Below are 25,608 nucleotides of genomic sequence, written 5' to 3'. Positions count from 1 at the left end.
TTTATAAATTTTCGAATCAAAAATAAAATTCAGTTTGCAGATTTTATGAAATAAATTGTAAAAAGAAGAGTTAGATTTGTTTGCCAATTAAATTTAAAATTAAAAAATCCGATGAAAAAATTCATTGTTCTCTTTACCGGACTTCTGCTTGGCGCAATGCTGAGTGTGAACGCACAAGTGAGCACAAACAAAATCCCTGTGTCATCCGATGTGAAGATCGGGACACTGCCCAACGGCTTGAAGTACTATATCAGACACAACGAAAAGCCCGAAAATAAAGTAGAGCTTCGTTTGGTTGTCAATGCAGGTTCGATTCTCGAAGATGACGACCAGCAGGGCCTTGCGCACTTTTTGGAACACATGTGCTTCAATGGTCTGTCGCACTTTCCCGGAAATGAGCTCGTGTCTTATCTTCAGAGTATTGGTGTAGGGTTTGGAAACGACCTGAATGCTTATACCGGATTCGATCAGACAGTTTATATTTTGCCTGTTCCAAGCGATGACAAAGAAAAACTTGACAAAGCTTTCACCGTGATTTCAGACTGGGCCAGTGGAGTGTTGCTGACTGACGAAGAAATTGACAAGGAACGCGGCGTTATTCTTTCGGAAAGCCGCCTGGGCAAAGGCGCTGACGACCGTATGATGAAAACGTGGCTGCCTCTGATGCTCAATGGCTCGAAATACAGCAATCGCCTGCCAATCGGAAAGGACGAAATTATTTCATCTTTCAAATACGAAACTATCCGCCGCTTTTTCAAAGACTGGTACCGCCCGAGTCTGCAAGCTGTGGTGGTTGTTGGCGACATGCCCGTTGAAGACGCTGAAAAACTCATTATCGAAAAATTTTCAGCGCACAAAGATCCTGCAAATGCACGCAAACGTCCTGAAACATTTGAATTGAAGCCATTTTCAGCAAGTCAGGCTGTTGTTGTTAGCGACCCTGAAGCCGACATGACCTATGTTAGCATTGTTGGAAATCCGCGCCCTCAGCCAAAAACATTAACCGAAGCTGACTATCTGAACGATGTGGTTGATAATCTTGCATACGCAATGATTTACTCACGGCTCGATGAAAAAGTTTCTTCTGCAACTCCCCCATTTATTTTTGCCTACGCATACAACGGTGGCTGGGCGCGCGGTTACGAAAGCTTTTCAGGAGTTGCCGCCTGCAGCCCCGATGGCATCAAAGAGGCAGTTCAGGCACTGGTTGTTGAATGCATTCGTGCAAAACAATTCGGGTTTACCGAAAATGAGCTCGAAAGAGCAAAAGCTACCGTGCTTTCACAATATGAAAAGCAGTATAATGAGCGTAATAAAACTGAATCAGGCCGACTCGTAAACGAATATGTGAACAATTATCTTGAAAGTGAACCCATCCCGGGTATTGAATGGGAATACAATTTTGTGAAAGATCATCTGAAAGATATTTCTCTCTCGAACTTCGATGCCGTGCGCAAAACCATTGACATCGATCAGAGTTATTTCTGCTATGTGACCACCAAAACTTCGGACAAAAATCCCACCAACGAAATGCTCAAATCATGGGTGGATGAGGCTTTGAAATCAGACATTAAACCCTACGTCGAAAAACAGATTGCTTCATCGCTGCTGAAATCGGAACCGACACCTGGTGCAATTGTTAAAACCGAAAGAAATGAAAAGCTCGGCACCATCACCTACACGCTTGGAAACGGCGCCATTGTCAGCATCAAACCCACTACTTTCAAAAACGATGAGATTGTCTTTAAAGGAAGTAAATTGGGTGGCTACAGCACTTATACCGGAAAAGATTATCAAAGCGCACAGTTCAGCAACAATGCCGTTGATGAAATGGGCTACGGTGAATTTTCATCTGCTGATCTCACCAAATTTCTGTCTGGTAAAAACGTAAGTGTTTCGCCGGTAGTTGATGACTACACTGAAAATGTTTCAGGTAACTGCGGTGTGAAAGATATGGAGACCATGTTCCAACTCATTTTCCTGAAATGCACCGAGCCACGCAAAGACGTTGATGCATTCGGTTCATTCATTACCCGCTCAAAACAGCAACTGCTGCAGGTGAAAGACAATCCTGAAAATCTTTTCAGCGACACAATTTACAATGTGTTGTATCAGAATAATCCGCGTGCACACCGCATCAGCAGCCCGTCTGATTACGATAAAATCAACATCGACAACGCCATTGCATTCTACAAAGACCGCATTGGAAATCCAAAAGGAATGTATTACACTTTCGTTGGTTCGTTCACCGAAGAACAGATCAAACCTTTAATTGAAAAATACATTGGTGGAATTCCGGCAGGCAAATCCGAAGCAAAATATGTCGATCTCGGCTTCTCCACAAAAAGTGGTAAAAACAGCTTCACGCTCAATAAAGGAAGTGAACAAAAAGCAAAGCTGGTGCATTTTTATACCAAAGCTGCCAAATACGATGTTGAGGATGTATTCATTCTGCAACAGTTGACATCGGTTATTAACACCCGCATTGTAGATACCATCCGCGAAAAGATGAGTGCCATTTATGGTGGCGGTTTTTACGGATCGGTACGAAAATTTCCGAAAGAGGAACTTTTAATGCAGTCGAATTTCCCATGCAGTCCCGATAATATTGTAGCTGTGAATGAAACATTCCTGCGACTGGTAGAAGAAACTAAAATCCCTGGAAATATTACCGAAAATGACTGGAAACGTGTCCGCGAGCCGGCTTTAGAAACCTACAAGGTGAATATTCAGAAAAATAATTACTGGATGAACAACCTGCAGGCCGCTTATATCAACGGAACCGATCCTGAAAGAATTCTTACTGTTGAACAAAGACTCAACGCCATTACTCCGGCTAAACTTTGCGAAATAGCACAGAAATATTTCAATGGAGTAAGCATTCAGACAAACTATTGGCTTCCCGAAAGCAAGTAGAAATACTTTCAACAAAGTACCATAACCGAAAGGGCCGTTGCACAAGTGACGGCCCTTTTTATTACAGGTCACGCGTCAACGTATAACGTTGCATGCAGGAGACGCGCGCCCAGAGTTGGATTGATGCCACAAAGGCATCAGGACACGAACATCTTTCTTCCGCGAATTACGCCAATTCTCGCGAAGAATTTAGCTTCCCTCAGCAGGTCTCATTGACGCTAATGCGAATCACCCTTCATCTGCGATGAAGGGTGATTCAGTGGGTCGCGCGCAAAGGGCGCAAAGTGAGTTCGCATTTGCATCGCGCAGAGGGCGCTAAGGCGCAGAGAGAGTTCACATTTGCGTCGCGCAGAGGGCGCGGAGACGCAGAGAATATTCGCCACAAGGACACGAAGACACAATAACTGAATATTGAACAATTAACAAGGAAATCAGAAGTTAGAAGTAAATCCTGATTAAAGTACCGTTCATCATTCACACTCCCTTGTTCCTTATTCAGAGTTCATTAATAGGGATCTCCCGGAAAACCTACGAAGCTATTTTGTGTACTTTTCTTTTTCATTGCAAAAAGAAAAGTACCAAAAGAAAAGCTAGTCGCCGGATATGATTTTCGGGAAAATATTCGGTCAGCTCCAACCGGATATAACTCGTCGCTTTGCTCCTCAAACAGACATCCGGATCATGGTTCTCCGCTTTGCTCCGAAATATTTTTTCCGCTGACCGCACATTTTCTTGTCCGAAAATCATATATGGCGACATCCGCGCTGAATTAGCACTTCCCAGGTTGATAGGCAATTTGGGTTTAGAATAAATCTGGCATTTCGACATTCCTGCTTTTTGAATATTTCATGAACTGTGTTTATTGAAATGCCTTTCAACTTCATAACTTTCAACTTTATAAACTCACATTTAGCGCGTGCCTCTCGCATGCAACCACCCCGTTGGGCGCGCGTCTCCCGCTTGCAACGTTTTACGTTGACGCGTGACCTTCTTCTTTTCTTCCGCGAATAAACGCAAATGAACGCGAAAAGATTAAAACCACACATACTGCAGATGAACGCTAATCCGCCAGTGGGCGGACACGTTCGAATCCGACTTCACCTGCGGTGAAGACTGATTCAGTGGAGTACAAAATTCCCGGGCCAGACCCGGGATCTCCCGGAAAACCTTCCCAGCCCAATCCCCCATTCTGTCGCCACAAGCCAGCACAAAAAAATTCGATTGATGTATATGTGAAATATTTGTATTTTTGAAAGATTGATGCACCTCAAAAACATTAGAAAGTGCTCAAAGCATTCCTTGTTGGGCGGATTGATGCGCCTTTTGGACAGTTGGGGTGAGTATATAAATTATTATGCACCAAATATAAAAAGAAAGATATGATGCGAAAAATTGAATTAATAATTGGATTGAGTTCAATTCTCTCACTTGTTCTAAATTTACTTTTAGTTCCAGGTGGTGGGGTTTTAACAGTCTTAACGCTTTCAATATATTCGATGTTTTATTTTGCTTTGAGTTTTGTATTATTGAATAATATTGGACTTAAAAGTGCCTTCAAGAAAGAATCTTATAAAGGCATTAGTACAGTGAGAATTATTGGGTCGGTTGCAACAGGAATAGTATTATCTATTACCATTATTGGTATTTTGTTTAAATTCCAATCATACCCAGGTGCAAATCTTGAATTAATCAACGGATTGGCTGGAATGATTATCGTGTTAATAGTGACTCAAATCCGGTACATAAAAACAAGAAATAAATTTTATATTCATGTTTTTAAAAGACTACTAATTGTTGGAGGGTTTGGATTAATTCTAATTCTTATGCCTAATGGTAAGTTGATAGACATAAAGTACAGAAATCATCCTGAATATGCTAAGGCTTTAAAAAATGTGACAGCTGATCCGTTTAATAAAGATTTTCAAGACAAGTTGCAAGTAGAACGACAAAAGATGAAGGATGAAAAATAATAATTGTTGGTGCATAACAGGCAGTGTATTATATTGCCGAGATAGTGGGTATTTCAGCGTTTCTGCATCTAATAAGCTTTTGTGTAACTTGACAAGTCAGTGCTTCGAAATCGTCCCTTCTTTGGTTAGCTGAAAACCGTTATTTGACTAAGGCAAACAATAACATATGAAAACTAGCAGACAAATAATTATTTTTTTAATATTGATGCCAAGCTTGACATTCGCTCAGGATTTATCTTTAAAAGATTTAAATTTAAAAGATAGGGTTAAATCAATTACCGAGATATCCTATATTGGAAAATCAACAACTGATGGATATGCTAAAATCCGGAGAGGTTGGAAATCAAATTGGCAGCAGGATTCCAAAACTGAATTTGATTCCAATGGTAACAAGATGAATAAAATCTACTTTGACTCAGATTCAAAAATATCCCGAATGGAACAGTTCGATTATGCTAATGGGAAACTTGTGAAATCAGAAATGTTGTATCATACAAGAACCTATACATACGACTCGTCTGGTAGATTAATCTCAATGAAAGAAACTAATCGTCAACCGAGTCAAATAAGTTCCTCGAATGCAAATGCTCCGGGAGAAGAAAGAGAATCAATATACAAGTTCCTTTACGATGAGAACAATCGACTTGTTGAAAAACAGGAGTTTAACATTAAAGGGCAGAAAGTTGGAATAACGCGATTTTCATATGATGAGAATGACAGATTAATAAAAGAGGAATCAATATTTGATGACTACAAAGAATGGTTAGATTATTTATATGATTCTTACGGAAACTTAATTACTGAAACATGGCATGACAGTGATGAGGGAATATTAGAAAAAGCAACTTATGTTTATGAGAATTATGTTCGAACTCATGAATATTGGGAAAATTTTACTGAAGGAGAGATTGAGGGGAAAATATCGTACACTTTTGAAAAAGGAAATGAGAAAGAGGTTGTTGAGACTAATGATTCAGGAAACATTGATGCAACATGGTCTTATCAATATAAATATGACTCAAAAGAAAATTGGATTGAGCAAATTGAAATAATTGATGATGAAGAAATATATATTATTGAAAGAGTTATTGAATACTACTAGAATTAAAACAATACATAATCGAGTAGAAGGCCATTGAGCCCAACGGAACGCCACTAACAGTTATTCTAATATTGTTAAAGTATCATTGGTTGTTCAGGCCAGCGAACTGCTGTTTTGCAAAGTGTGACGAAAATATTTCGTAAGATATAAATACGATTTACATTGTTGAATTCACACACAATCACTCACCCCCATGGCGCGGATTTGGCAACCGAAACGCTGGAAGTGATGAGCTCTCGAACTCCTTTGCAAAAAAATAATCAGTGAGTTATCCGCGACATGACCACCATTCCCAGCCCAATCCCCCATTCTGTCGCCACAAGCCAGCACAAAAAAATTCGATTGATGTATATGTGAAATATTTGTATTTTTGTGAGGAACCGATGCAAATAACGTTATAACGCTATTGCAAACCTTATAAAAGCACAAACATATAACATTGAAGTATTATGATACCCGATTTTCAGACAATTATGCTTCCTTTCATTCAGATTCTATCTGACGGAGATGAACACACTACAAATGAGACTAATCAGAAATTAGCAGAGCATTTTAATCTGACAGATGCTGAAATAAATGAATTTTTACCAAGCGGCGCAGCTAAGACCTTTTCGAATCGAGTTGCCTGGGCAAAGTCTCATATTAAAATGGCTGGATTGATTGAAAATACTAAGAGAAGTTCTTTTAGAATCACTGAAGCTGGGAAACTGTTTTTGGGATCGAATCCTACAGAAATTAATTTGAGGGTATTAAAGACCATCCCAGCTTATCAGGAAAGAACTGGCCGAATAAAAGAAGATGATTCGATAACCGACAATGAAAATATACCAACAGATTCGACACCTGAGGAAGTATTAGAAAATAGTTATTTGAGTATCAGAAAAAATCTTGCACAAGAACTGCTTTTGAAAATTAAAAGTAGCAGCCCTGCATTTTTCGAATCTTTAGTTGTGGAATTATTAGTAAAAATGGGTTACGGCGGTTCGATAAAAGACGCAGGTCGTTCGATAGGTCGTTCAGGTGATGAAGGAATTGATGGCATAATAAAAGAAGATAAACTTGGACTTGATGTAATTTATATACAAGCAAAACGCTGGGAAAATGTTGTTGGAAGACCTGAAATACAAAAATTTGTGGGTGCATTAGCAGGGCAAGGTGCAAAAAAAGGTGTTTTCATTACAACTTCGAGATTTACAAATGAAGCAAAAGAATATCAGCCAAGAAATGAAACAAAGATTGTTTTAATTGACGGAGAAAGTTTAGCTGAACTTATGATTGATCATAATTTAGCGGTTTCGACTGTGAATATTTTTGAGATAAAAAGAATCGATAGTGATTACTTTGGGGATGAATAAAGATACATCCATGGCGCGGATTTTAAATCCGTGACATGGTCACTTCCGCTTTCTAATCACCAATTTTTCTAGCCTCACTCACCGAAACCCGCTTGCCATCAATATATGCAACAACAAATGCATCGCTCAGGCCTTTGGCGTTGAGTTCGTTTTTCTTTGCTTCGGCTTCGGTGTATTTGGAGAAATTGCCTACGGTGTACACGGTCAAACCCGCATCATTCTTGGTGGTTTCGATGCCCTGCCCGGCTAAGGCAATCAGTTCGTTCACCACATTCACCGGTACATCTTTGCTGTAGGCGCCAATCTGGACTTTGAAAACGGGCTTGGATGCAGGTGTAATATTTGTCGGTGTCACCTGTGTATTCTGCGGCTGGGTGCCGGCTCCGGACTGTTTCAATCCGCCGCCGAAAGTCGTTCCGTCAGTCTGCAATTGCGCAGCTTCGGCCTGCGTGATTTTCTTCCCTTTGTAGAGTATGACCACAAAAGCATCGGGGACACCGCTGGTGCGGATTTTATTTCTTGCGGTTACAGCGTCGTTCATGTTGTTGAATGTGCCGGCATAATAACGGTAATAGCCGTTGTTCATCCGCTCCTCAATCAAAGGACTGATGCCGAAAAGCGATGTACTGTTGCGGGTTTTTGCATACACGCCCACCTGAACGGAATACACAAGTCCTTCCACATCGTTCATGCTGAAATTGCCTGTCGATGCGGTCTGCGCAACATTTGCCGGCGTTCCGCCCTGCTCCATTCGTCGCGCTTCGTACACCGGAACGCGCTTGCCGTCGTAATAGGCAACAATGAAAGCATCGGCATATCCCATTGGTTGCACGCGTCTGAGTTCGGTCAATGCTGGGTTGTAGGAAGTGAAATATCCGGTCATGTATTGATTCCATCCACCGGTTTTGTCAACAACCACATTCATTCCCTGAAAATATTTTGTTGTATCAATTTCAACTCTCGATGCCGAAATCTGAATGCGGTAATATAATTTATTGTCAGCAACACGCTCATTGGTCACCTGATTATTCGCAACAACAATATTCTCTGCCTGATTGTTATTTGCAGCATTGTCTGTAATCTGATTGTTGTTCTCAGACACCTGCGTGTTTACGTTGGTCACATTGTTATCTACAACCTGATTGTTGTTTTGATTGGTAATATTGCTGTTTGCCGTAATCTGATTGTTGTCCTCGATAATGCTGTCGCTGGTTTGTTGCGACTTCTCATAAGCAGCCAGCAGTGCCGTATTTGAAGGATATTGTTTTGTGATCTCAGCAATGTCGTTTCCTGTTGTACTTTCAATTTCGGCAATGGTCTTGCTGACAATTTTTTCAGGATTTTCAATGCTGTTCTGCTCCATCGATTTTTCCTGCGAATCAATGGCAGCCGCCTCTTTCTTCTGTGCCTGCGCCAAAATTTCGCGTTGTTTCGCAAAATCACTTTCACCATAAGCTTCGCTTCGGAGTTGTCGTGCCTCAATCATCAGCATGCGTGCATTGTCAGTGTCCTGGGTGCGATTGACATTGCTTTCAGTGAATGCTATATTGTTGCTTTCGAATTCGCTGTTATTCCAAATCCCGTAAATATCCGAAGCCATCAGATAGTGGCGCTTTGCGGATTCCTTAAAATCATCGGCCTGTTTCTGAAGTTTGTTTTTGACAACCGCGTCGGTGCTAGCATCAGCGAGTCGTTGCACACTGTCGGCTTTTTGCATTTCTACATCGGACAGCTGCTCATGAAAGTCGATCATCGATTTTTCGGAATACTCCGGAATCTTCTCCGGGAGCTGCTTTCCGACAAGTTTCAAATTGTTCTCCGCATTGTTTTCATATGCATCTGCTTCATTATTGTAGGCCTGCATAGTCTTTGTCAATACTGCAATTTCATTTTTTATCTGATTCGAATCGGCTGGATTCGTAGCCAGCTTTTTCTTCAGCGAAGCAATGCGAACCATGAAAGTCTGCGCACCCGATTCATAGAACGATGACTGTATCAGATCCTGCTCTTCGTCGCTGACAGCAACCTTTTCAGTCAGATTGTTATTATCCTGGACATTCTGATTGTTGTTGTCCTGAACAACCTGATTATTATTATCGGCTATGTTCTGATTATTGTCTGTAATATTTTGAGTAGTGTCAGCCGGAATGTTTTGCTGATCGTATGCATTGAAATCAGGCAACATTTCAACATTTTTCACATCTGGTTTTAGCACTGTGCTGTTCCACTTTTCCGACATGGTTTTCAGCTCGCTGTCAGGAATCTGTAAATAGGAAGACCTTACTTCACCCAGCAGCTGATGATGTCTTTCGAGATATCCGATTGAATCATTCAGTGCGATAATCATCTCATTCAGCTCTGACAGCCGTTCTTTAAGGGCGTCTGCTTTTTCTTTGTTGACTGCAATGTCCGTTTCAATCTGCGTGCGCTTTTTCGGATTATCCGTATTTTCAAGCTTTTCGTTCAGAATCTGAATCTTTTTCTCGATATCGTTCAACTCCGGTTGCAAAGCATTTCTGTCTTTCTCGATCTTGCTAATTTCCGATTTGATCTCAGTTGTATTGATTGCAAGTATTTGTTCCGAATCATCAGTCGCAGGTTGCATAGCATCAATAATGGCTTTACTTCTGGCCTGCAGCGTTTTCAATTCATTTGTATCAGCGGTTGATTTCTCCGAAAGATCCTGCATGAGTTTATCAAAATCGCTGCCCGCCTGCATCAACGGAGCATTGTGTTTATCAAGCTCATCGTGATAATCACTCAGTACATTCATTTGCAGATTCAGCTCAGTCAGGTCTGCTTCAAGCTCCGATTTTTTTACTACCTGACTTTGCGAAAGATTAGGCAGGTCGCGGAGTTTGACCCATTCGGACAACTTGAAATCATAATCACTTTTCTTTTTGGCAAAGGCAAGACTGATGGCATCCGATTCACGATTGTTATGCTCAATCAGCTTCTCAACAGAATCCGCTGCTGCCGTTATTTCCTGCGATATTTGAATAGCGACTTTCTCTGATTGATTATCAGAATTCTGAGCATTGACTGTATCCACTACAATGTTGTTTGCATTCTGATTGTTGTTAGCAATAATCTGGTTGTTATTCGTCACATCCTGATTGTTATTGTTCAAAACTGCATTGTTGTCTGCAATAATCTGAATATTGTCCGTTGAATCCTGATTGTTCGTATCTGCAATAATAATGTTGTTGTTATTCTGATTGTTGTCAACATTATTCTGATTATTGTTGTTAACCAGATTTTGATTGATGGTATCAGAAGCGATTTGATTGTTGTTGTCGGCAACTACCTGGTTATTATTCGAAGCTTTTTGAAGCGAGTCGACGTAAGCTATTGCGTCTGCAACAAGATCATCGCGCTTATCTGATTTTGATTTCAATTCAACCAGCTCAGTCTGTTGTTGGCGGGCGTCATTCTTAAGTTGCTGCGCCTTTTCGCGATTGTCGGCGGCTTCTTTCAAAAGATTATTTGCTTCTGAAAGATATTCGTCTTTCATTTCCTGATCAGTTGCAAGTGCAGCTTCATTTTTATACTGGCTCGCTTCCTTATCCAGCTTTAGGGCCTGGCTTTCAAGATTAGCCGCTTCGGAAAGATCGTCGGCTATATTTTTTTCGAGCGCTGATACATACTCACTGTCGCCGCGAATTTTCTTGTCGAGCTGAACCAGATTGACTTTGAATGTATCGATTCCATCAATCAGTTCTTTAAGTAAAACCACCGAATTGTCAATTTGCCTCGAAAGAGCCAGTTTCTGAACATTCCCGGCCTTATCCTGAATCTGGTCAAAGTTCTTTGCCTGCTCATCAGCTGCTGAAACATACTGGTTATACATCTGTTTCGCCAGATCAGATTCATCGGTAAGGAGCAACGACTTTTTCGAAAGATCGTTGGCCTGCGCCATTAAATCCTTTCTCTTTTTCGCATCCGTTTCGCCTACTGCTTTTTCGTGTAAATCCAGACTTTGCTTATTGAGTGCTGCAGCCAGATCTTTTTTCTGTTCCGAAATTTTCAGCGATGCATCGCGCATGTTGCGAAAATTATCGAGCTGGTCTTCGGCTGAAGCAACGTGGTTAAATGCAATATCAACAATCTGATCACCTGTAGGATTTGCAGGAATATTGTATTTTGCATTATTACCCGAAGCAATTATTTTGGTAGTGTCAATTGCGATTTCTTCATTGCTGTTTACATCCAGACTGGCCTTTTCGCGCAGCTTCGCAATGGTTTCAAGATATTCCGGACTGTTTATATCGATATTGCCTCCTGCAATTAGCTCCGGATTGTAGTTGTCGTAAACAGGAATTTTGCGGTCGATGCGAACAAGAAATACCAGAATGCGCCCATCGCTGCTGTTTCTCAACGACGAAAACCAGGCGTAGCGCTGGCTTGGATCTGTAATAAAAAGAATGTCGTCAAAGGGTGTATTGATGGCAAAATCGACATTTACAGGTACAGACCATTCTTTGTTGATCGTGTCAAACTCCGTTCTGAAAATATCATAGCCGCCCATTGAATTGTGGCCTTTCGAACTGAAATAAAGTGTTCGGCCATCGGGCAACAGATAGGGATAATTTTCGTCGTAAGGCGTATTAACTGCATCGCTGAGTTTTTCCGGCGTTGAGAATTTCCCGTCAGGGAGTTTGTACACTCTGTAAATATCGCGCCCGGTCGCATTCTTTTTGCCATAGCTGCTGTAGTAAACAACATTATGCGTATCGCTGATGAAAATAAGCTCCGGATCCGATGATTGGCGGTCGGGTTTGGTTTTCAGAAAATCCGGCTTGGGACCAATGCGGCCTCCAAATTTTGAAATATCGTACGAGCGAAAAAAGCTTTCGGTACCAACCTCGTATTTTTTCATCACCGACAAATCACTTAGATTCTGAAGCAGAGAAATGCCGTTGCTGCACATCTGATTGCGAATCAGCGCCTCTTTCGCATAAGGGCTTTTGGCCGGGACTTTCCCCTTGAAAGCTTCGAATGCCCGCAAAGCCTCACCAAACCTATAAGCCTGATGATAGGCTACGCCCAGATGAAAATAAATCATATACGCATCTTCACCGGAAAGCTCGCCCACAGAAGGTTCCATGTATTTCATCGGAGCTTCGGGATCGCGGCGGTCGGTATACAGCAGACATACACCGAAGCGGTATGAATAATACGCGTCTTTGCGATGAATACTCAGCAACTGCGAATAAAGCGGAAATGCCTCTCCATACTTCTGCTGAGAAAACAACAGATCTGCTTCTGTTTTTACCTGCTGGTCATCGCCGACGGGTTGAGCCACAGCCACAACGACTGAGATCATGAATAAGCATGAAATCAGACAACGGAAAAATATTTTTTTTGCAGTGGGCAATGCTTTTTATTAATCGCGCGTGATTGAATTCTTTTTACGGATTCCGGACAGTTTTGTTTCTTTACAAAGATAAGAGATGTATTTGAATGCTGATTTTCACATTTGCGGCTTATCCCTCGAAGGGTTTGGAACCCTTCGAGGGATTTGGCAAAATTGCGTACCTTCGTAATAGCAATGAAAATCACAATCGACAATAAATCCGGATTTTGCTCGGGCGTTACTTCGGCCATTCAGGCTGCTGAGAAAGAACTCAGGCAGAGCAAAAGACTATATTGTCTTGGCGATCTGGTGCACAATAGTTCCGAAATGGATCGTTTGCGCAACCTTGGTCTGGAAGTAATTACTTATGACCAATTTAAATCGCTAAAAAACGAGCGGGTTCTCATAAGAGCGCACGGAGAGCCACCCTCGACTTATGAAATTGCCCGTCAAAACAATCTGACGCTGCTCGATTATTCCTGTCCGGTTGTACTCAAGTTGCAGAAAAGAATCATTACCGGATTTGATCAAATGTCGGCTCAGAATGGTCAGGTTGTGATTTACGGCAAACACGGGCATGCTGAAGTCATTGGGCTCAATGGTCAGATCAGCGATAAAGCAATTATAATCAGCTCGCCGGACAATCTCACTGGCATTGATTTTACAAAGCCCATCGTATTATTTTCTCAAACGACCAAGGATGAAAACGGATTTTATCAGGTAGCTGAAGCAATCAAACAGACAATGATTAAATCCGGAATCGATCCGGACAAAAGTCTCACCATCAACAATACCATTTGCCGCCTTGTTTCGAAAAGGGTTCCGCAATTACGGAAATTTGCATCTGAACACGATATCGTGATTTTTGTCAGCGGGATTAAAAGCTCAAACGGTCAGTTTCTGTTCAGCATTTGCCAGGAGGTAAATCACCGTTGTTACATGATTTCCGATGTTACGCAACTTAAAAAGGAATGGTTTCGGGCCACCGACAGTGTTGGAATTTGTGGCGCGACTTCAACTCCAATGTGGCTAATGGAAGAAGTTTCGAAAAATATTGAAAAAATGAACATTTTATAATCTTGTTAATCAGGCAATTAAATTTCGCTAAAACGCAAGCAACATACCCCAAAACACTTCAATAAATGCGCTGTAAGCCAATTGGCATATTTAAGCAGGGTTTAAGCCAGTTTCAGAATAAATGTTTACCTTTGCGCTGAAAAGAGGTATGATTATCCCCAAACAGACGAAAAAATCATATCTTTCTAATCTGTTCATGGCCGAACATTAAAAGGCCAAAAAAAAAGTATTTCAAATGAACACTTCCCCAACTCACACTCCAGAAATAAAAGCACACTCCTTTCACATCCCTGTCATGGGAATTGGTTTCACCATTGATGCAGCAACCCGTGTTGCGCCTTATGGCATTGACACAGTTGCTTCGCTGCTTGATGACGGATTGATGGAAAGACTACGCAAGAAATTATGCGCTGTTCACAGTCAGCCCTACGAAGAAATCAGCCGTACGGATGATGATTGCAGGGCAAAAAGAACTACAGCATATCTCAATCTTTTAAAATTTATTGTTGAAAAACGTTTTGATCAGCTGATTAACAGCCCGGTTTCTGTTGAAAAATATTTCAGCTTACTTCCACCAGATTCAGAACTGGACAAACGTTTCAAAGCTTTCCGGCAGACAAATCCTTCGCAGGATGCAACACGTCAGTGGTTGAAAGACAATCTCACCCTTGGAAGCATTGATGTAAACATCATGACCAAGCTTGATAAAATCAATTACAAAAACGGAGAACGGCTGCCCTCAGATCGAAACGATGCACATTCAGCTTTGCGCGGATTTGCCAACAGTGATCTGGAATCATCAATCGTATTTTCGGCTGGAATGAATCCTTCGCTTTATGGATATATTCAGCAATTCAGTGACTTTTTTCCCGATGAAAAAGGACATATCCGCAAGAAAGTAACCATCAAGGTCAGCGACTATCGCTCGGCAATTATTCAGGGAAAATTTCTGGCAAAAAAAGGAATCTGGGTGTCGGAATACCGCATGGAATCAGGATTGAACTGCGGCGGACATGCTTTTGCAACTGATGGATTTCTGATGGGGCCCATCCTTGAAGAGTTTAAGAATAATCGTGGAGAGCTGTATCAAACTGTTTTTTCAATTCTTCAGGAAGCGCTTGCTTCGAAAAATCTTCCGGTTCCTGAAAGCCTGCCCATGCGTATTACCGCACAGGGTGGCGTTGGTACATCTGAAGAACATGATTTTTTACTCGAATACTACCAGCTTGATTCCATCGGCTGGGGTACTCCCTTTCTGCTCGTACCCGAAGTGACCAATGTCGATGATTTCACTTTGCAGAAAATGATGGAAGCTAAAGAAAAAGATCTTTACCTGAGCACCGTCTCCCCTTTAGGTGTTCTTTTCAATAATCTGAGAGGTAACAGCAAGGAAATTGAACAAGAGGAACGCATTAAAAGCGGTAAGCCCGGAAGTCCATGCCATAAGAAAAATCTGGCTCTCAATGTTGACAAAACCGGCAATAATATTTGCGCCGGATCAAATACTTATCAGGCTGCAAAAATCAAGGAACTCGACGATAAGAATCTGTCTCCTGAAGAATATGCAGTTGAATACAGGAAGATTGTCGAAAAAGCATGTATTTGCGTAGGATTGGGGACTTCGGCTTTGCTTGTAAATGACCTTGACACAAAGCTCGAAGGCGATGGCGTTTCTGTTTGCCCCGGTCCGAATCTGGCCTATTTCTCAAAGGAAATGACATTGCAGGAAATGACCGATCATATTTATGGTCGCACCAATGTTATTACAAGGACAGACCGGCCTCACATGTTCATCAATGAACTGCGCATGTATCTCGACACACTCCAGCAAAAATTCGAGTCGTTAAAGAATCAAAATAATCAGATTCAGCCAAAATCAATTCAGTCGTTCTCTCAGAATATGATTGATGGGATTGAGTATTACTCAGGTCTTCTCAAAAATATGAAAGGCCGTTTCAATATCCTGATCTCTCAGTTTGAAATTGAACTCGAAAATACCAAACAGACAATTCTTGCATTATTAAAAGAATTGGAGAAATTGAGAGTGGTACTGGTTGTGATCTGATTTTCAGATCTTACATCTTTCATTTATTTCGACTCATTGTAGTCGCCCTTCAACTTACAATTGTTTCGAACATGAAATTTTCTTATGTTTGTACATGCGATTTTCGAATGCGATAAAGTCATATTTTTATTTTACGCTGATCGTGATTGCAATTCACGCCTGCGACAGGACCCCTGTTGCTGATTTTTCAAAAATTAATATTCGCAGATATTACTCTGGCACTTTTGATAGCAGAAAACTTTTTTTAAAATTTGAGGAAGTCGATAAGCAAACAGCGTCAGGCACTGCATTTGCGGATGAAAACACATTAAGCGTAACTCCCGGTAAAATTGAAATTTCAAATAACTCGATTCATGTTCGTTTGCCCCAATTTGAGATCTCTCAAAATGGAAAATGGATTATTGAATCGGATAAACTGGTTTTTATAAACAACTCAAATAAAAAAGAAAAGAGCACCTTCTTTTTGCAACCCGAATATACAATTCCAGCCTTTGGCAACAGATATGTTGAAGCCGTTTTCGACACCATTCAGCGCAGCGAGGTCACATACGGCAAAGCATCGGGCTTTTATCAGTCGAAGCCGATTTCTAAAATGAATTACGAATCCTATCCTGATATTATTTCGGAGGTTTTGAATGAACTCGGCAATAATTTGTTTACCGACGACCTTTCATTAAAAATGGACATCTATCAGCCAAAAGGCGACACGGTTTCATCAAGACCGCTGCTGATGCTGATTCATGGTGGTGCATTTATTGTTGGCGACAAGCGCGATAAACTACAGCAAAAACTCGCAATTCATTATGCAAAGCTTGGATACGTAGTGGCGAGCATCAATTACAGACTCGGATATTTGTTTATTCCCGGCGCATATTCAAATCTCGAACGATGCATCTACAGAGCTATTCAGGATACCCGTGCCGCATTCCGGTGGCTTGTAAAAAACAATAAAAAATACAGGATCGACACAAATCACATCTTTGTTGCCGGAAACAGTGCGGGCGGATTCATTGCGATGAAAACAGCATTCATGGCTGATTCTGAATCATTTGAAAGTGTTGATGGAAACCTGCTGATGCTGCAGGACGACCTGGGATGTCTCGATTGCTCTGGAAACAATTACAAGGACAAATTCCGCCTGAAAGGAGTAATAAATATGTGGGGAGCCCTTACTGATATAGAAATGATTGATGAATTTGAAAAGACTCCCATGCTGCTTATTCACGGTGATTCAGATAATATCGTTCCATACGGATATGATTATCCTTTCAAAAATGTCGGTGAAGAATACTCCTCTTTTTTCTCTAAAAAAGTCTATGGTTCAGGACCCATATTTGAGAAAACTTCATCTATTGGATTCCCTGTCACCCTGCTTAAAATCTCAGGTGGAAATCATGAACCTCAGATTGATGAAAATAATAAATATACTTCCGATTTAAAATTAATTCATCATGCCATCGATAGTTTCCTGAATGCGCAGATTTTAAGAGATACTTTCAATTTGGAAAAAACTACAAATAATGAATATTCAATCACGCCAAGCACCGGAATTGAAAAAGTGTTTTGGAGTATCGAGGGAGGCTGCATCACGGCTACTCCACAGCTAAATGAAGTAAGAGTTGTCAGGTTTTCAAACTCCAGTAATTGTGTGCTGAAAGCAGCTGTTTTAAACAAAAATGGAATTGTTTTTTCAACTAAAATAATTATTGAATAACGTCACGTACAGGATTGTTTGAATCCAATTTTTTTTCGGGGAACCTCTGGCTGTGTAAGCAATTGCTTCAATGCAGAAAAGATCAGTTGTATGTCGTCGCTGCTTCGCAAAACCTGAGTTTCGAGCTGCTCAAGTTTAAGAAGGATATCTTTGTTAGTCATTATCATTTCACGCATGCGTGTAAAAACGCGAATAATCCTGATATTTACGTCGATTGCTCTCTTACTATTTAGGATACAAGCCAACATGGTGACCCCCTGCTCTGTAAAACAGCACGGAGCATAGCGTAGACCCATGTTGTCGGAATTGGAGGTCGCAAATTGCGACCTCCAATTTTTAAATTCCCTTTTATTCATTTCAAACATAAAGTCCTTTGGAAAGCGTTCAATATTTCGTTTAACCGCCTCCTTTAATCTTTTTGTCTCTACATCGTACATTTCAGCCAGGTCACGGTCGATCATCACTTTTTTGCCCCGGATAAGAAATATTTTATTCAGGATAATTTCGTCCGGGAATACTGAGATGGTTTCTGTCTTCATGGCGTTTTTATTGCAAAATAACTACCTGTTTACATAATTATTCGGTTATTAAGTATTTACTGTCGGATATAAATATTTGTAATCATTTGTTGTCGCTTTTCAATTCAACTAAAATACGCAAATCGCTCTAAATTGGAGGACGCAATTTGCGACCTCCAATTTTCAATAAGTGCTCCTATTATCTATTATTCACGTAGTTACACGACAAAATTGAAATCGATATTATTCCCCAAAAAGGTTGTATTTTTGTTTTTCATGAAAAATATTTTTACAATAATATTGCTTATTGTCTGGACATCACTTACTGTCGATGCTCAGGAAAATATATCCGCTGCCGACTCTCTGAACGTACTGGCTGTCGAATTTAGGCAATCAGACATGCAAACGAGTTTAAGCATTGCGGAAGCTGCATATAAAGTTTCAGAAAAGCAATCGGATACGCTGACAATGGCCGAAAGTCTCATCAACATTGGCTTAGCTCAGTACTACCTTAGTCAATACGACATTGCTATTGCTTCTTTCAAAAAAAGTTACCGGTTTTATAAATTGCTCAATAATGCAGCCGGAATGTCAGCCGCAGCCAATAATACCGGAATGGTATATTATCAGTTGAGCAATTTTAAGCAAGCTGAAAAGTATTACACCGTCAGTCTGAATATTGATCGATCGCTAAAAGATACTTCAGGAATGGCCTATGGATTAAACAACCTCGGTCAGATTTTTCAGATTAACGGTGATTATCCAAAAGCCATTGAATACTACAGACTTTCAGGCGATTTCGAACGCACCACCGGCAATGCATTTGGCGAAGCGCAAACCTGGATCAATATCGGCAGTGCCTATTCCGAAGCCGGCAATAAGCTTAAAGGCAATGAGTTTTATCAAAAAGCGCTCGGATATTTCACCCTGGTCAACGACAGTCAGCACCTATCAATGGTTCTTTCAAATCTGGGCGACAATTACCGGATTAGCAGCGATTTTGCACAGGCCCGAAAATTTATTGTGAAAGCCATTGACTTAAGCAAACAGAACAAAAATGATATTGAACTTATAAATGCACAAATATTTTACTCCAAACTCCTGAGCGATGAGAATAAACCGGATAGCGCGGAGTTTTATCTTTTTGAAGCCCTGAACCGATGTGTGGAAACCGATAATAATTTGTTGGCCTGCGACGCGCTCATGCAACAAGGTTTTATTCTTTCAAAAAACAAAAAATATGAAGAAGCGAATCAGTACTTGCTGAATGCATACGAATTTGCGGCGGATATGAATTATTTGTCGGGACTTAGAACAATTTTGCAACAACTGAGTGAAAACTATTCGGCCCTTGGGGAATTTGAAGAAGCGCTGAAATATCAGAAAATGGCTGCATCAGTCGGACTTCCAGCTCAAATATCCAGCAAAGCGATTAATGAAAACAGTGCAACGGAATTGAAACAATCAGCTGGAAAAACACTTTTCACAGGACTGCTGCTGGGATTTTTTATGATTTTGATACTTACTATTGTGTACTTATACACAAGAATGAAATATTATAAGAAGCTTGCTGAATCACATTCTACGGCGGGCGAAGAACGGAAGTAGAACACCTTCCAGTCCGGCATTCAAATCAGCCTCAACATAATCGACTCCGTACTGAGGCGATTTTGTGCGAATTTCACTCATGAGTTTTGCGAAATTCTTCTGATACATTTCTCTGACTTCGGCCGGCCTGATTTTAATCACAGAGCGGTTTTCCAGATCAATAAATTTATGCGGCATATTCCCGAATTCAAAATCTTCTTCGAACTTTTTATCGAGCGTGTGAAAAACAATCACTTCGTTGCCATTATGCCGGAGATGTTGCAGTGCATCAAGCAAGGCATCGGGATCGTGCGCAGCATCGAACAGATCGCTGAAAATGATGACCATGGAGCGACGATGAATTCGTTCGGCAATCTCATGCAATGCCGGTACCAGCTGCGTTTCGGGAGCCGGTTCCTTTTTAATTTTCTCAAGATGCTTTTCCAGAATACTCATCAGATACTGATGATGAATAAACGTGGATTTCGCAGCAGTGTGTGTTTCGAGCTCCTTGTTGATCAATGACAATCCAACAGCATCGCGCTGCTGACGGAAAATGATCATGAAAACAGCTGCCAGAAATACCGAAAAATGATATTTGCTTTGCAGTTCCTGCGGTTTGCTGCTGTCGCCGGGAAAGAGCATCGATGCAGAGCCGTCAATGATAATACGACAGCGCAGGTTGGTCTCTTCTTCGAAACGTTTGATAAAAAGTTTTTCGCTTCTGGCAAAAAGTTTCCAGTCGATAAAGCGCGTGCTCTCTCCCGAATTGTATTGCCGATGTTCGGAAAATTCAACCGAAAAACCATGAAAGGGGCTCTTGTGAAGCCCCGTTATAAATCCTTCTACTACCTGACGTGCGCGCAATCCGAGATACCCGAACTGCTGCAGCCTGTTGTCATTCCAATCTATCAAAGCAGCTTCTGTAGTTTTTCTTCAAATGTTCTTTTCGATGCAGCGCCAACATGTTTGTCAACAAGCTGTCCGCCTTTGAAAAATAAAACAGTGGGAATATTCCGGATGCCGAATTGCGAAGTGATTTGCGGATTTTCATCCACATTCACTTTGCCGACTTTTGCTTTGCCGGCATAATCATTTCCAAGCTCTTCGATGATAGGCCCAATCATGCGACATGGACCGCACCACTCTGCCCAAAAATCAACAATAACAGGAACGTCGCTCTGCAGGACGTCTTTTTCAAAATCAGCATCGGTGAATTGATGTGCCATAAATACTATATTTTAAAGTTAGAACAATTACAAAATTACGCAATTTAACCGTAAATCCAAACCAGTTTTAGTTTGCTATTCCTGATATTCATCAGTATTTACTTCTTCCGGGATTTCTGCAACAACCACTTCGGTCATCTTTTTTCGGAATGGAATCTCAGAACTCAGAATAATGCTTCTTACATCATACCCATTCACAAACTCAAGATCGGCAATCAATGAAATTCCTGCAATATCTGTTTTCAAATACGGATTGCTGAGCTTGACCACCTCTTTATTTTCGGGGTCCATCAGGAGAAATCTGATGGCTATATTTCCGGCATGGGCGTTCAAAATTTCATCGATTCTCCGCGTACTTTCTGCTGATATTTCAGCCATTGGAACGTGAAATAAAACAGCTGCAATTTTCTGATCGAAATAGCCAGCCAGCTTTGATATACTTTGCAGTCGTAATTCACGCGAATCCGGGTCACGGCCGAACCTTCCGGCATCGACCTTGGCATGCACAAAAACTTTCTGTCCGTTTTCGAGCACCGATTTATATTTGATATAATCATCCTTAAATGCACGCAGTGTAATTTCGCCGGAATAATCAAACAGCGTGAAAGCCGAATACATATTTTCGTTTTTATCTCGCTTTTCCTGCAGATCTTTTACAACACCAGAAAACAGAAGGTCAGTTCCAACTTTCATCACATCGAGCCCGTCAGAAATTTCCTGAATTTGATGTGTGCTAAAATGTGTTACTTCATCAACGAATTCATCCAGCGGGTGTCCACTGATATAAAAGCCCGCTACATCAAGTTCTTTTGCAAGTTTGTCATCGAGATTCCAACGTAAACATTCAGGCATTTCCATAGCCGGGAAGGTAGCTTCTTCCATTTCTCCAAACAACGAAGCCTGCTGTGAATTAAGTTTTTCCTGCATCTGCGAGGCATGCTTTGTCATTTTTTCGAGAAAAACAACACCATCCTGGTCTGTATGGAAAAACTGAGCGCGGTGCGTATTCATATTGTCGAAACTTCCAGCCATAGCCAATGATTCAAGCGCACGCTTGTTTACATTACGAAAATTATTGCGCTTGAAAAAATCATTAATTTCAGTATAGTTTCCGTTGGTATTCCTTTCGTCGATGATGGATTGTGCGGCCGATTCACCCACGTTTTTCAATGCAGCCAATCCGAAACGAATCTGATTTTCCTTGTTTACAGAGAATTTCAGCAAGCTTTCGTTCACATCGGGACCGAGCACTGCAATTCCCATGCGGCGACATTCGTTGATGTAGAATGTGACTTTTTTCAGATCGTTCAGGTTATGTCCGAGCACCGCAGCCATATATTCGGGAGGATAATTGGCTTTCAGCCATGCGGTCTGATAGGCCAGTACAGTGTAGGCAGCCGAGTGGGATTTATTAAAGCCATACTCACCAAACTTCGCCATGGTGTCGTAAATGTCGTTGGCAAGCGCCTTTTCAATACCATTGGCTTTGGCTCCTTCAATAAATTCGCTGCGAAGCTTGTCAATAAGGTCCATCTTCTTTTTACCCATGGCTTTGCGAAGTTCATCAGCTTTGCCTTTGGTGAAGTTGGCCAATCGCTGCGAAAGGAGCATGATTTGCTCCTGATAGATCATAATGCCATAAGTGTCCTGCAGCACAGTTTCAGCCAGGCTGTGCGGATATTCAACCTTTTCAGCTCCATGTTTACGGGCAATAAAATTCGGTATAAATCCCATCGGCCCCGGGCGGAACAAAGCATTCATGGCAATCAAATCCTCAATGTGCGTTGGTTTGAGCTTTTTAAGCCATGATCGCATACCTTCTGATTCAAACTGAAAGGTGCCAATCGTCTCTCCCTTCTGATAGAGCTTGTATGTTTTCTCTTCTTCAAGTGAAATATTATCAATGTCTATCTTTTTTTTATGCCTTGCCTCTATAAGTTCCAGTGCGTCTTTGATGATTGAGAGTGTTTTCAGTCCAAGGAAGTCCATCTTCAGCAATCCGGCCTTCTCGACCAGTGAACCATCATACTGAACCAATGGCAGGATTGAATCCTTGGCACGAGCCATCGGAACATAATTCGAAAGATCCTCTCTGCCGATGATAACACCGCATGCATGCACGCCGGTGCTGCGCACATTTCCATCCAGCGTGCGGGCAATGTCAACTACTTTTTTAACATCCTGATTTGAATTATACAGATCCTCAAAATCCTTGTTTCGCATCGCATCGTCAAGCGTGACTTTGGGGCCATCAGGGATGAGTTTTGCTATTCGGTTCGACAAAGAAAGTTCAACACCCATAACACGGGCAACATCGCGAATCGAAGATTTAGCGCCGAGTTTGCCGAATGTGATGATCTGACTCACCTTGTCGGCACCATATTGATTAATCACATAATCAATCACCGAATCGCGCCCGTAATCATCAAAGTCGACATCAATATCGGGCATTGATATTCGGTCGGGATTGAGAAAACGTTCAAACAGTAAATTGTATTTTATGGGGTCAATATTCGTAATTCCAAGACCATATGCAACGATAGAACCTGCAGCACTTCCACGGCCTGGACCGACCAAAACGCCCATTTCGCGCGCTTTTCGGATATAGTCCTGCACAATAAGAAAATATCCTGCGAAGCCCATTTTTTCAATGGTAGCCAATTCGAAATCAAGCCGGTCTTTTATTTCGTCGTTGAAATCAGCGTATCTGCCTTTCACTCCTTCCAGCGCCAGATGCGCCATGTACTCAAAATCGCTGCTGAATTCCTTCGGCGTTGGGTAAGCTGGCAGCATCACATCATGCTCGATACTAAACTCTTCAACTTTGTCAGAAATTTCAACCGTATTCGCCAATGCCTCCGGATGATCGCCGAAAAGCGCGAGCATCTCGTCATAAGATTTCAGATATTCATTTCCGGTATAATACAAATCATCATTATCATCCTTGTTGGTATTGATGCGGATAAGAATTTTGTGTGCCTCGAAATCTTCTTTATTTACATAATGAACATCGTTTGTGGCGATTAATTTTACACCCGATTTTTGTGAAAGCCGCACCAGAACTTCATTCACCTGCTTCTGTTCCGGCAGACCATGATCCATCATTTCAAGATAATAATCGTCACCGAAAAGACTTTTGTACCATTCTATCGATTTCAATGCTTCTTCCTCGCTGCGATTCATGATCAGCTGCGGAATTTCGCCGCCCAGACAGGCAGAGCATGCAATCAGCCCTTCGTGATATTTCGAAAGTAAATCCTTGTCGATCCGGGGTGTATAGAAAAACCCTTTCAGGTTGGCCTGAGAAATAAGTTTCACCAGATTGCGGTAACCCTGCATGTTTTTAGCGAGCAAAATAAGGTGATGGCCGCTGCGGTCTTCCTTTGCAGTCGTCTGATCCATGCTGTTGCGGGCCACATAGGTCTCGCATCCGATAATGGGTTTTATGCCTGCTTTCTTTGCTTCGGTGACAAACTCCAAAATCCCAAACATTTGTCCGTGATCGGTCACGGCAACAGAATTCATATTCAATGCTGCAGCTCGCTTCAACAGTTTTTTTATGTTGGCTGCTCCATCGAGAACTGAATAAATGGTATGCAAGTGTAAATGAACAAACTGAGACATGAATTCCTTTCCTTTGCTTTTAAAAATTTCGTTTCGATAAAAATATATATTTTTACTCCTTCAAAAAGTGTTGTTGATAACTTTTCTTCTATGCGCATCAAATCAAAATTTCAAAGAATTATTTCTTACAGTTTCGTGTTAATAATTGCCTTGCTGGCATCATGCACTTCGGACAACTCAGCAAAATTGCTGAAAAACGCAGGATCTGTCCTGACTTCGGTGCAACGTCCGCCCGATACTACATTGAATATTCCGTGGGTTGATAGCGACCGTAAAGTATATCTGATTCCGGCCAATACTTTTTTCAGCCGCGGCAATATTCTGTTGCTTCATGGCTGGAATCTCAACCCACTCGGATGGTGCGAACAGACTACACTCTGCAATAAACTGCGCGATGCTGGTTTCAATATCATCATACCAGACATGGGTAAAAGCATGTATGCATCACAAACTTTCGATGAGACGCTGCCAACCATGGCCGAACAACCGCTCCGCTCCTGGCTTACAGACACAGTAATAGTGTATTTACGCGACTCATTCAAATTGTTTACAAATGAAGCGAACAATTTTATTGTTGGTCTGTCAACCGGTGCGCGCGGTGCTTTTGCATTAGGCATTGATATGCCGGAGGTGTTTGATGGTGCTGTTGTCCTTTCAGGCGATTATGATCAGACCATGATGACCGATGACAATCTTATGACTTATTTCTATGGCAGCTACGAAGAGTATCCGGAGCGCTGGGAAGGTGATGATAATCTTTTACGCAATGCTGATAAATGGACCCTGCCCATCTATATCGGGCATGCACAGCAAGACCGCGTTGTTACCTGGAATCAGTCCGATACGTTGAATAAAACATTACTGAAGATAGGTAAAGTTGAGCCGGTGTCGCATTTCCCAAAAGGCTATGGTCATGATTATACTTACTGGGAAAGCGAATCTGACAATATTATAGCTTTCATCCGCAAAATTTGCGACCGGGAAATGACGAGCGAAAAATAGAGTGTTACTCGCTGTCTCCTTCGATACTTTTCTACGCTTCGCTTCGAAAAACTCAGGATGACAGCGGGGTTAATGCTGCTTTCACGCAGAGCC

The 25,608-nt window shown here is 41.5% G+C and carries 14 protein-coding genes; 9 read left to right on the top strand and 5 right to left on the bottom strand.

Going from position 1 to position 25,608, the window contains the following annotated elements:
* The first annotated feature begins 111 nt into the window (after nt 1-111).
* The 4 genes from A2W93_04185 to A2W93_04170 all read left to right on the top strand — a co-directional run bounded on the left by A2W93_04185 (nt 112) and on the right by A2W93_04170 (nt 7,343).
* Nucleotides 112-2,916 (top strand): hypothetical protein, encoded by a 2,805-nt coding sequence (locus tag A2W93_04185; protein ID OFY54381.1) that lies wholly within the window; start codon nt 112-114, stop codon nt 2,914-2,916.
* 1,379 nt (nt 2,917-4,295) lie between these two features.
* On the top strand, nt 4,296-4,886 hold the full coding sequence (locus A2W93_04180) for a hypothetical protein (GenBank protein ID OFY54380.1): 591 nt from the start codon (nt 4,296-4,298) through the stop codon (nt 4,884-4,886).
* A gap of 205 nt (nt 4,887-5,091) precedes the next feature.
* Nucleotides 5,092-5,988, top strand: a complete 897-nt coding sequence (locus A2W93_04175; GenBank protein OFY54379.1) for a hypothetical protein — start codon at nt 5,092-5,094, stop codon at nt 5,986-5,988.
* A 446-nt stretch (nt 5,989-6,434) separates the two neighbouring features.
* The gene (locus A2W93_04170) at nt 6,435-7,343 is read left to right on the top strand and encodes a restriction endonuclease (protein ID OFY54378.1); all 909 of its coding nucleotides are present in this window, start codon (nt 6,435-6,437) and stop codon (nt 7,341-7,343) included.
* Nucleotides 7,344-7,395: 52 nt separating this feature from the next.
* On the opposite strand, the gene A2W93_04165 is transcribed toward A2W93_04170, so the two are convergent.
* On the bottom strand, nt 7,396-12,669 hold the full coding sequence (locus tag A2W93_04165; GenBank protein ID OFY54377.1) for a hypothetical protein: 5,274 nt from the start codon (nt 12,667-12,669) through the stop codon (nt 7,396-7,398).
* Between the two features lie 225 nt (nt 12,670-12,894).
* Here A2W93_04165 and A2W93_04160 point away from each other — a divergent pair, with 225 nt between their 5' ends.
* The 3 genes from A2W93_04160 (at nt 12,895) to A2W93_04150 (ending at nt 17,555) form a co-directional block, all read left to right on the top strand.
* On the top strand, nt 12,895-13,776 hold the full coding sequence (locus tag A2W93_04160; protein ID OFY54376.1) for a 4-hydroxy-3-methylbut-2-enyl diphosphate reductase: 882 nt from the start codon (nt 12,895-12,897) through the stop codon (nt 13,774-13,776).
* Nucleotides 13,777-14,011: 235 nt separating this feature from the next.
* The gene (locus tag A2W93_04155) at nt 14,012-15,841 is read left to right on the top strand and encodes a hypothetical protein (protein ID OFY54375.1); all 1,830 of its coding nucleotides are present in this window, start codon (nt 14,012-14,014) and stop codon (nt 15,839-15,841) included.
* A 94-nt stretch (nt 15,842-15,935) separates the two neighbouring features.
* Nucleotides 15,936-17,555, top strand: coding sequence for a hypothetical protein (locus A2W93_04150; GenBank protein ID OFY54374.1), 1,620 nt, complete (start codon nt 15,936-15,938; stop codon nt 17,553-17,555).
* Nucleotides 17,556-17,557: 2 nt separating this feature from the next.
* Here A2W93_04150 and A2W93_04145 read toward each other — a convergent pair whose 3' ends face one another.
* Complete coding sequence (locus A2W93_04145; GenBank protein ID OFY54373.1) at nt 17,558-18,094, bottom strand: DNA-binding protein; 537 nt, start codon at nt 18,092-18,094, stop codon at nt 17,558-17,560.
* A 255-nt stretch (nt 18,095-18,349) separates the two neighbouring features.
* Between A2W93_04145 and A2W93_04140 the strand changes: the two genes are divergently transcribed.
* Nucleotides 18,350-19,681 carry a hypothetical protein gene (locus A2W93_04140; protein OFY54372.1) on the top strand — a complete coding sequence of 444 codons (1,332 nt, stop codon included), beginning with the start codon at nt 18,350-18,352 and terminating at the stop codon, nt 19,679-19,681.
* Here A2W93_04140 and A2W93_04135 read toward each other — a convergent pair.
* The 3 genes from A2W93_04135 to A2W93_04125 form a co-directional block, all read right to left on the bottom strand.
* Nucleotides 19,649-20,575, bottom strand: coding sequence for a hypothetical protein (locus tag A2W93_04135; GenBank protein ID OFY54371.1), 927 nt, complete (start codon nt 20,573-20,575; stop codon nt 19,649-19,651). The two genes, A2W93_04140 and A2W93_04135, sit on opposite strands and share 33 nt — an antisense overlap.
* Nucleotides 20,572-20,889, bottom strand: a complete 318-nt coding sequence (locus A2W93_04130; protein ID OFY54370.1) for a thioredoxin — start codon at nt 20,887-20,889, stop codon at nt 20,572-20,574. The genes A2W93_04135 and A2W93_04130 overlap by 4 nt, the downstream gene beginning before the upstream one ends.
* A gap of 75 nt (nt 20,890-20,964) precedes the next feature.
* The gene (locus A2W93_04125; protein ID OFY54369.1) at nt 20,965-24,489 is read right to left on the bottom strand and encodes a DNA polymerase III subunit alpha; all 3,525 of its coding nucleotides are present in this window, start codon (nt 24,487-24,489) and stop codon (nt 20,965-20,967) included.
* 6 nt (nt 24,490-24,495) lie between these two features.
* Here A2W93_04125 and A2W93_04120 point away from each other — a divergent pair, with 6 nt between their 5' ends.
* The gene (locus A2W93_04120; protein ID OFY54368.1) at nt 24,496-25,515 is read left to right on the top strand and encodes a hypothetical protein; all 1,020 of its coding nucleotides are present in this window, start codon (nt 24,496-24,498) and stop codon (nt 25,513-25,515) included.
* Nucleotides 25,516-25,608: the final 93 nt, after the last annotated feature.

This window comes from Bacteroidetes bacterium GWF2_43_63 (genome assembly GCA_001769275.1).
In the GTDB taxonomy this organism is placed as follows: domain Bacteria; phylum Bacteroidota; class Bacteroidia; order Bacteroidales; family DTU049; genus GWF2-43-63.
The sequence above is the reverse complement of the archived record's forward strand: the minus strand, read 5'-3'. Positions and strand labels throughout refer to the sequence as shown.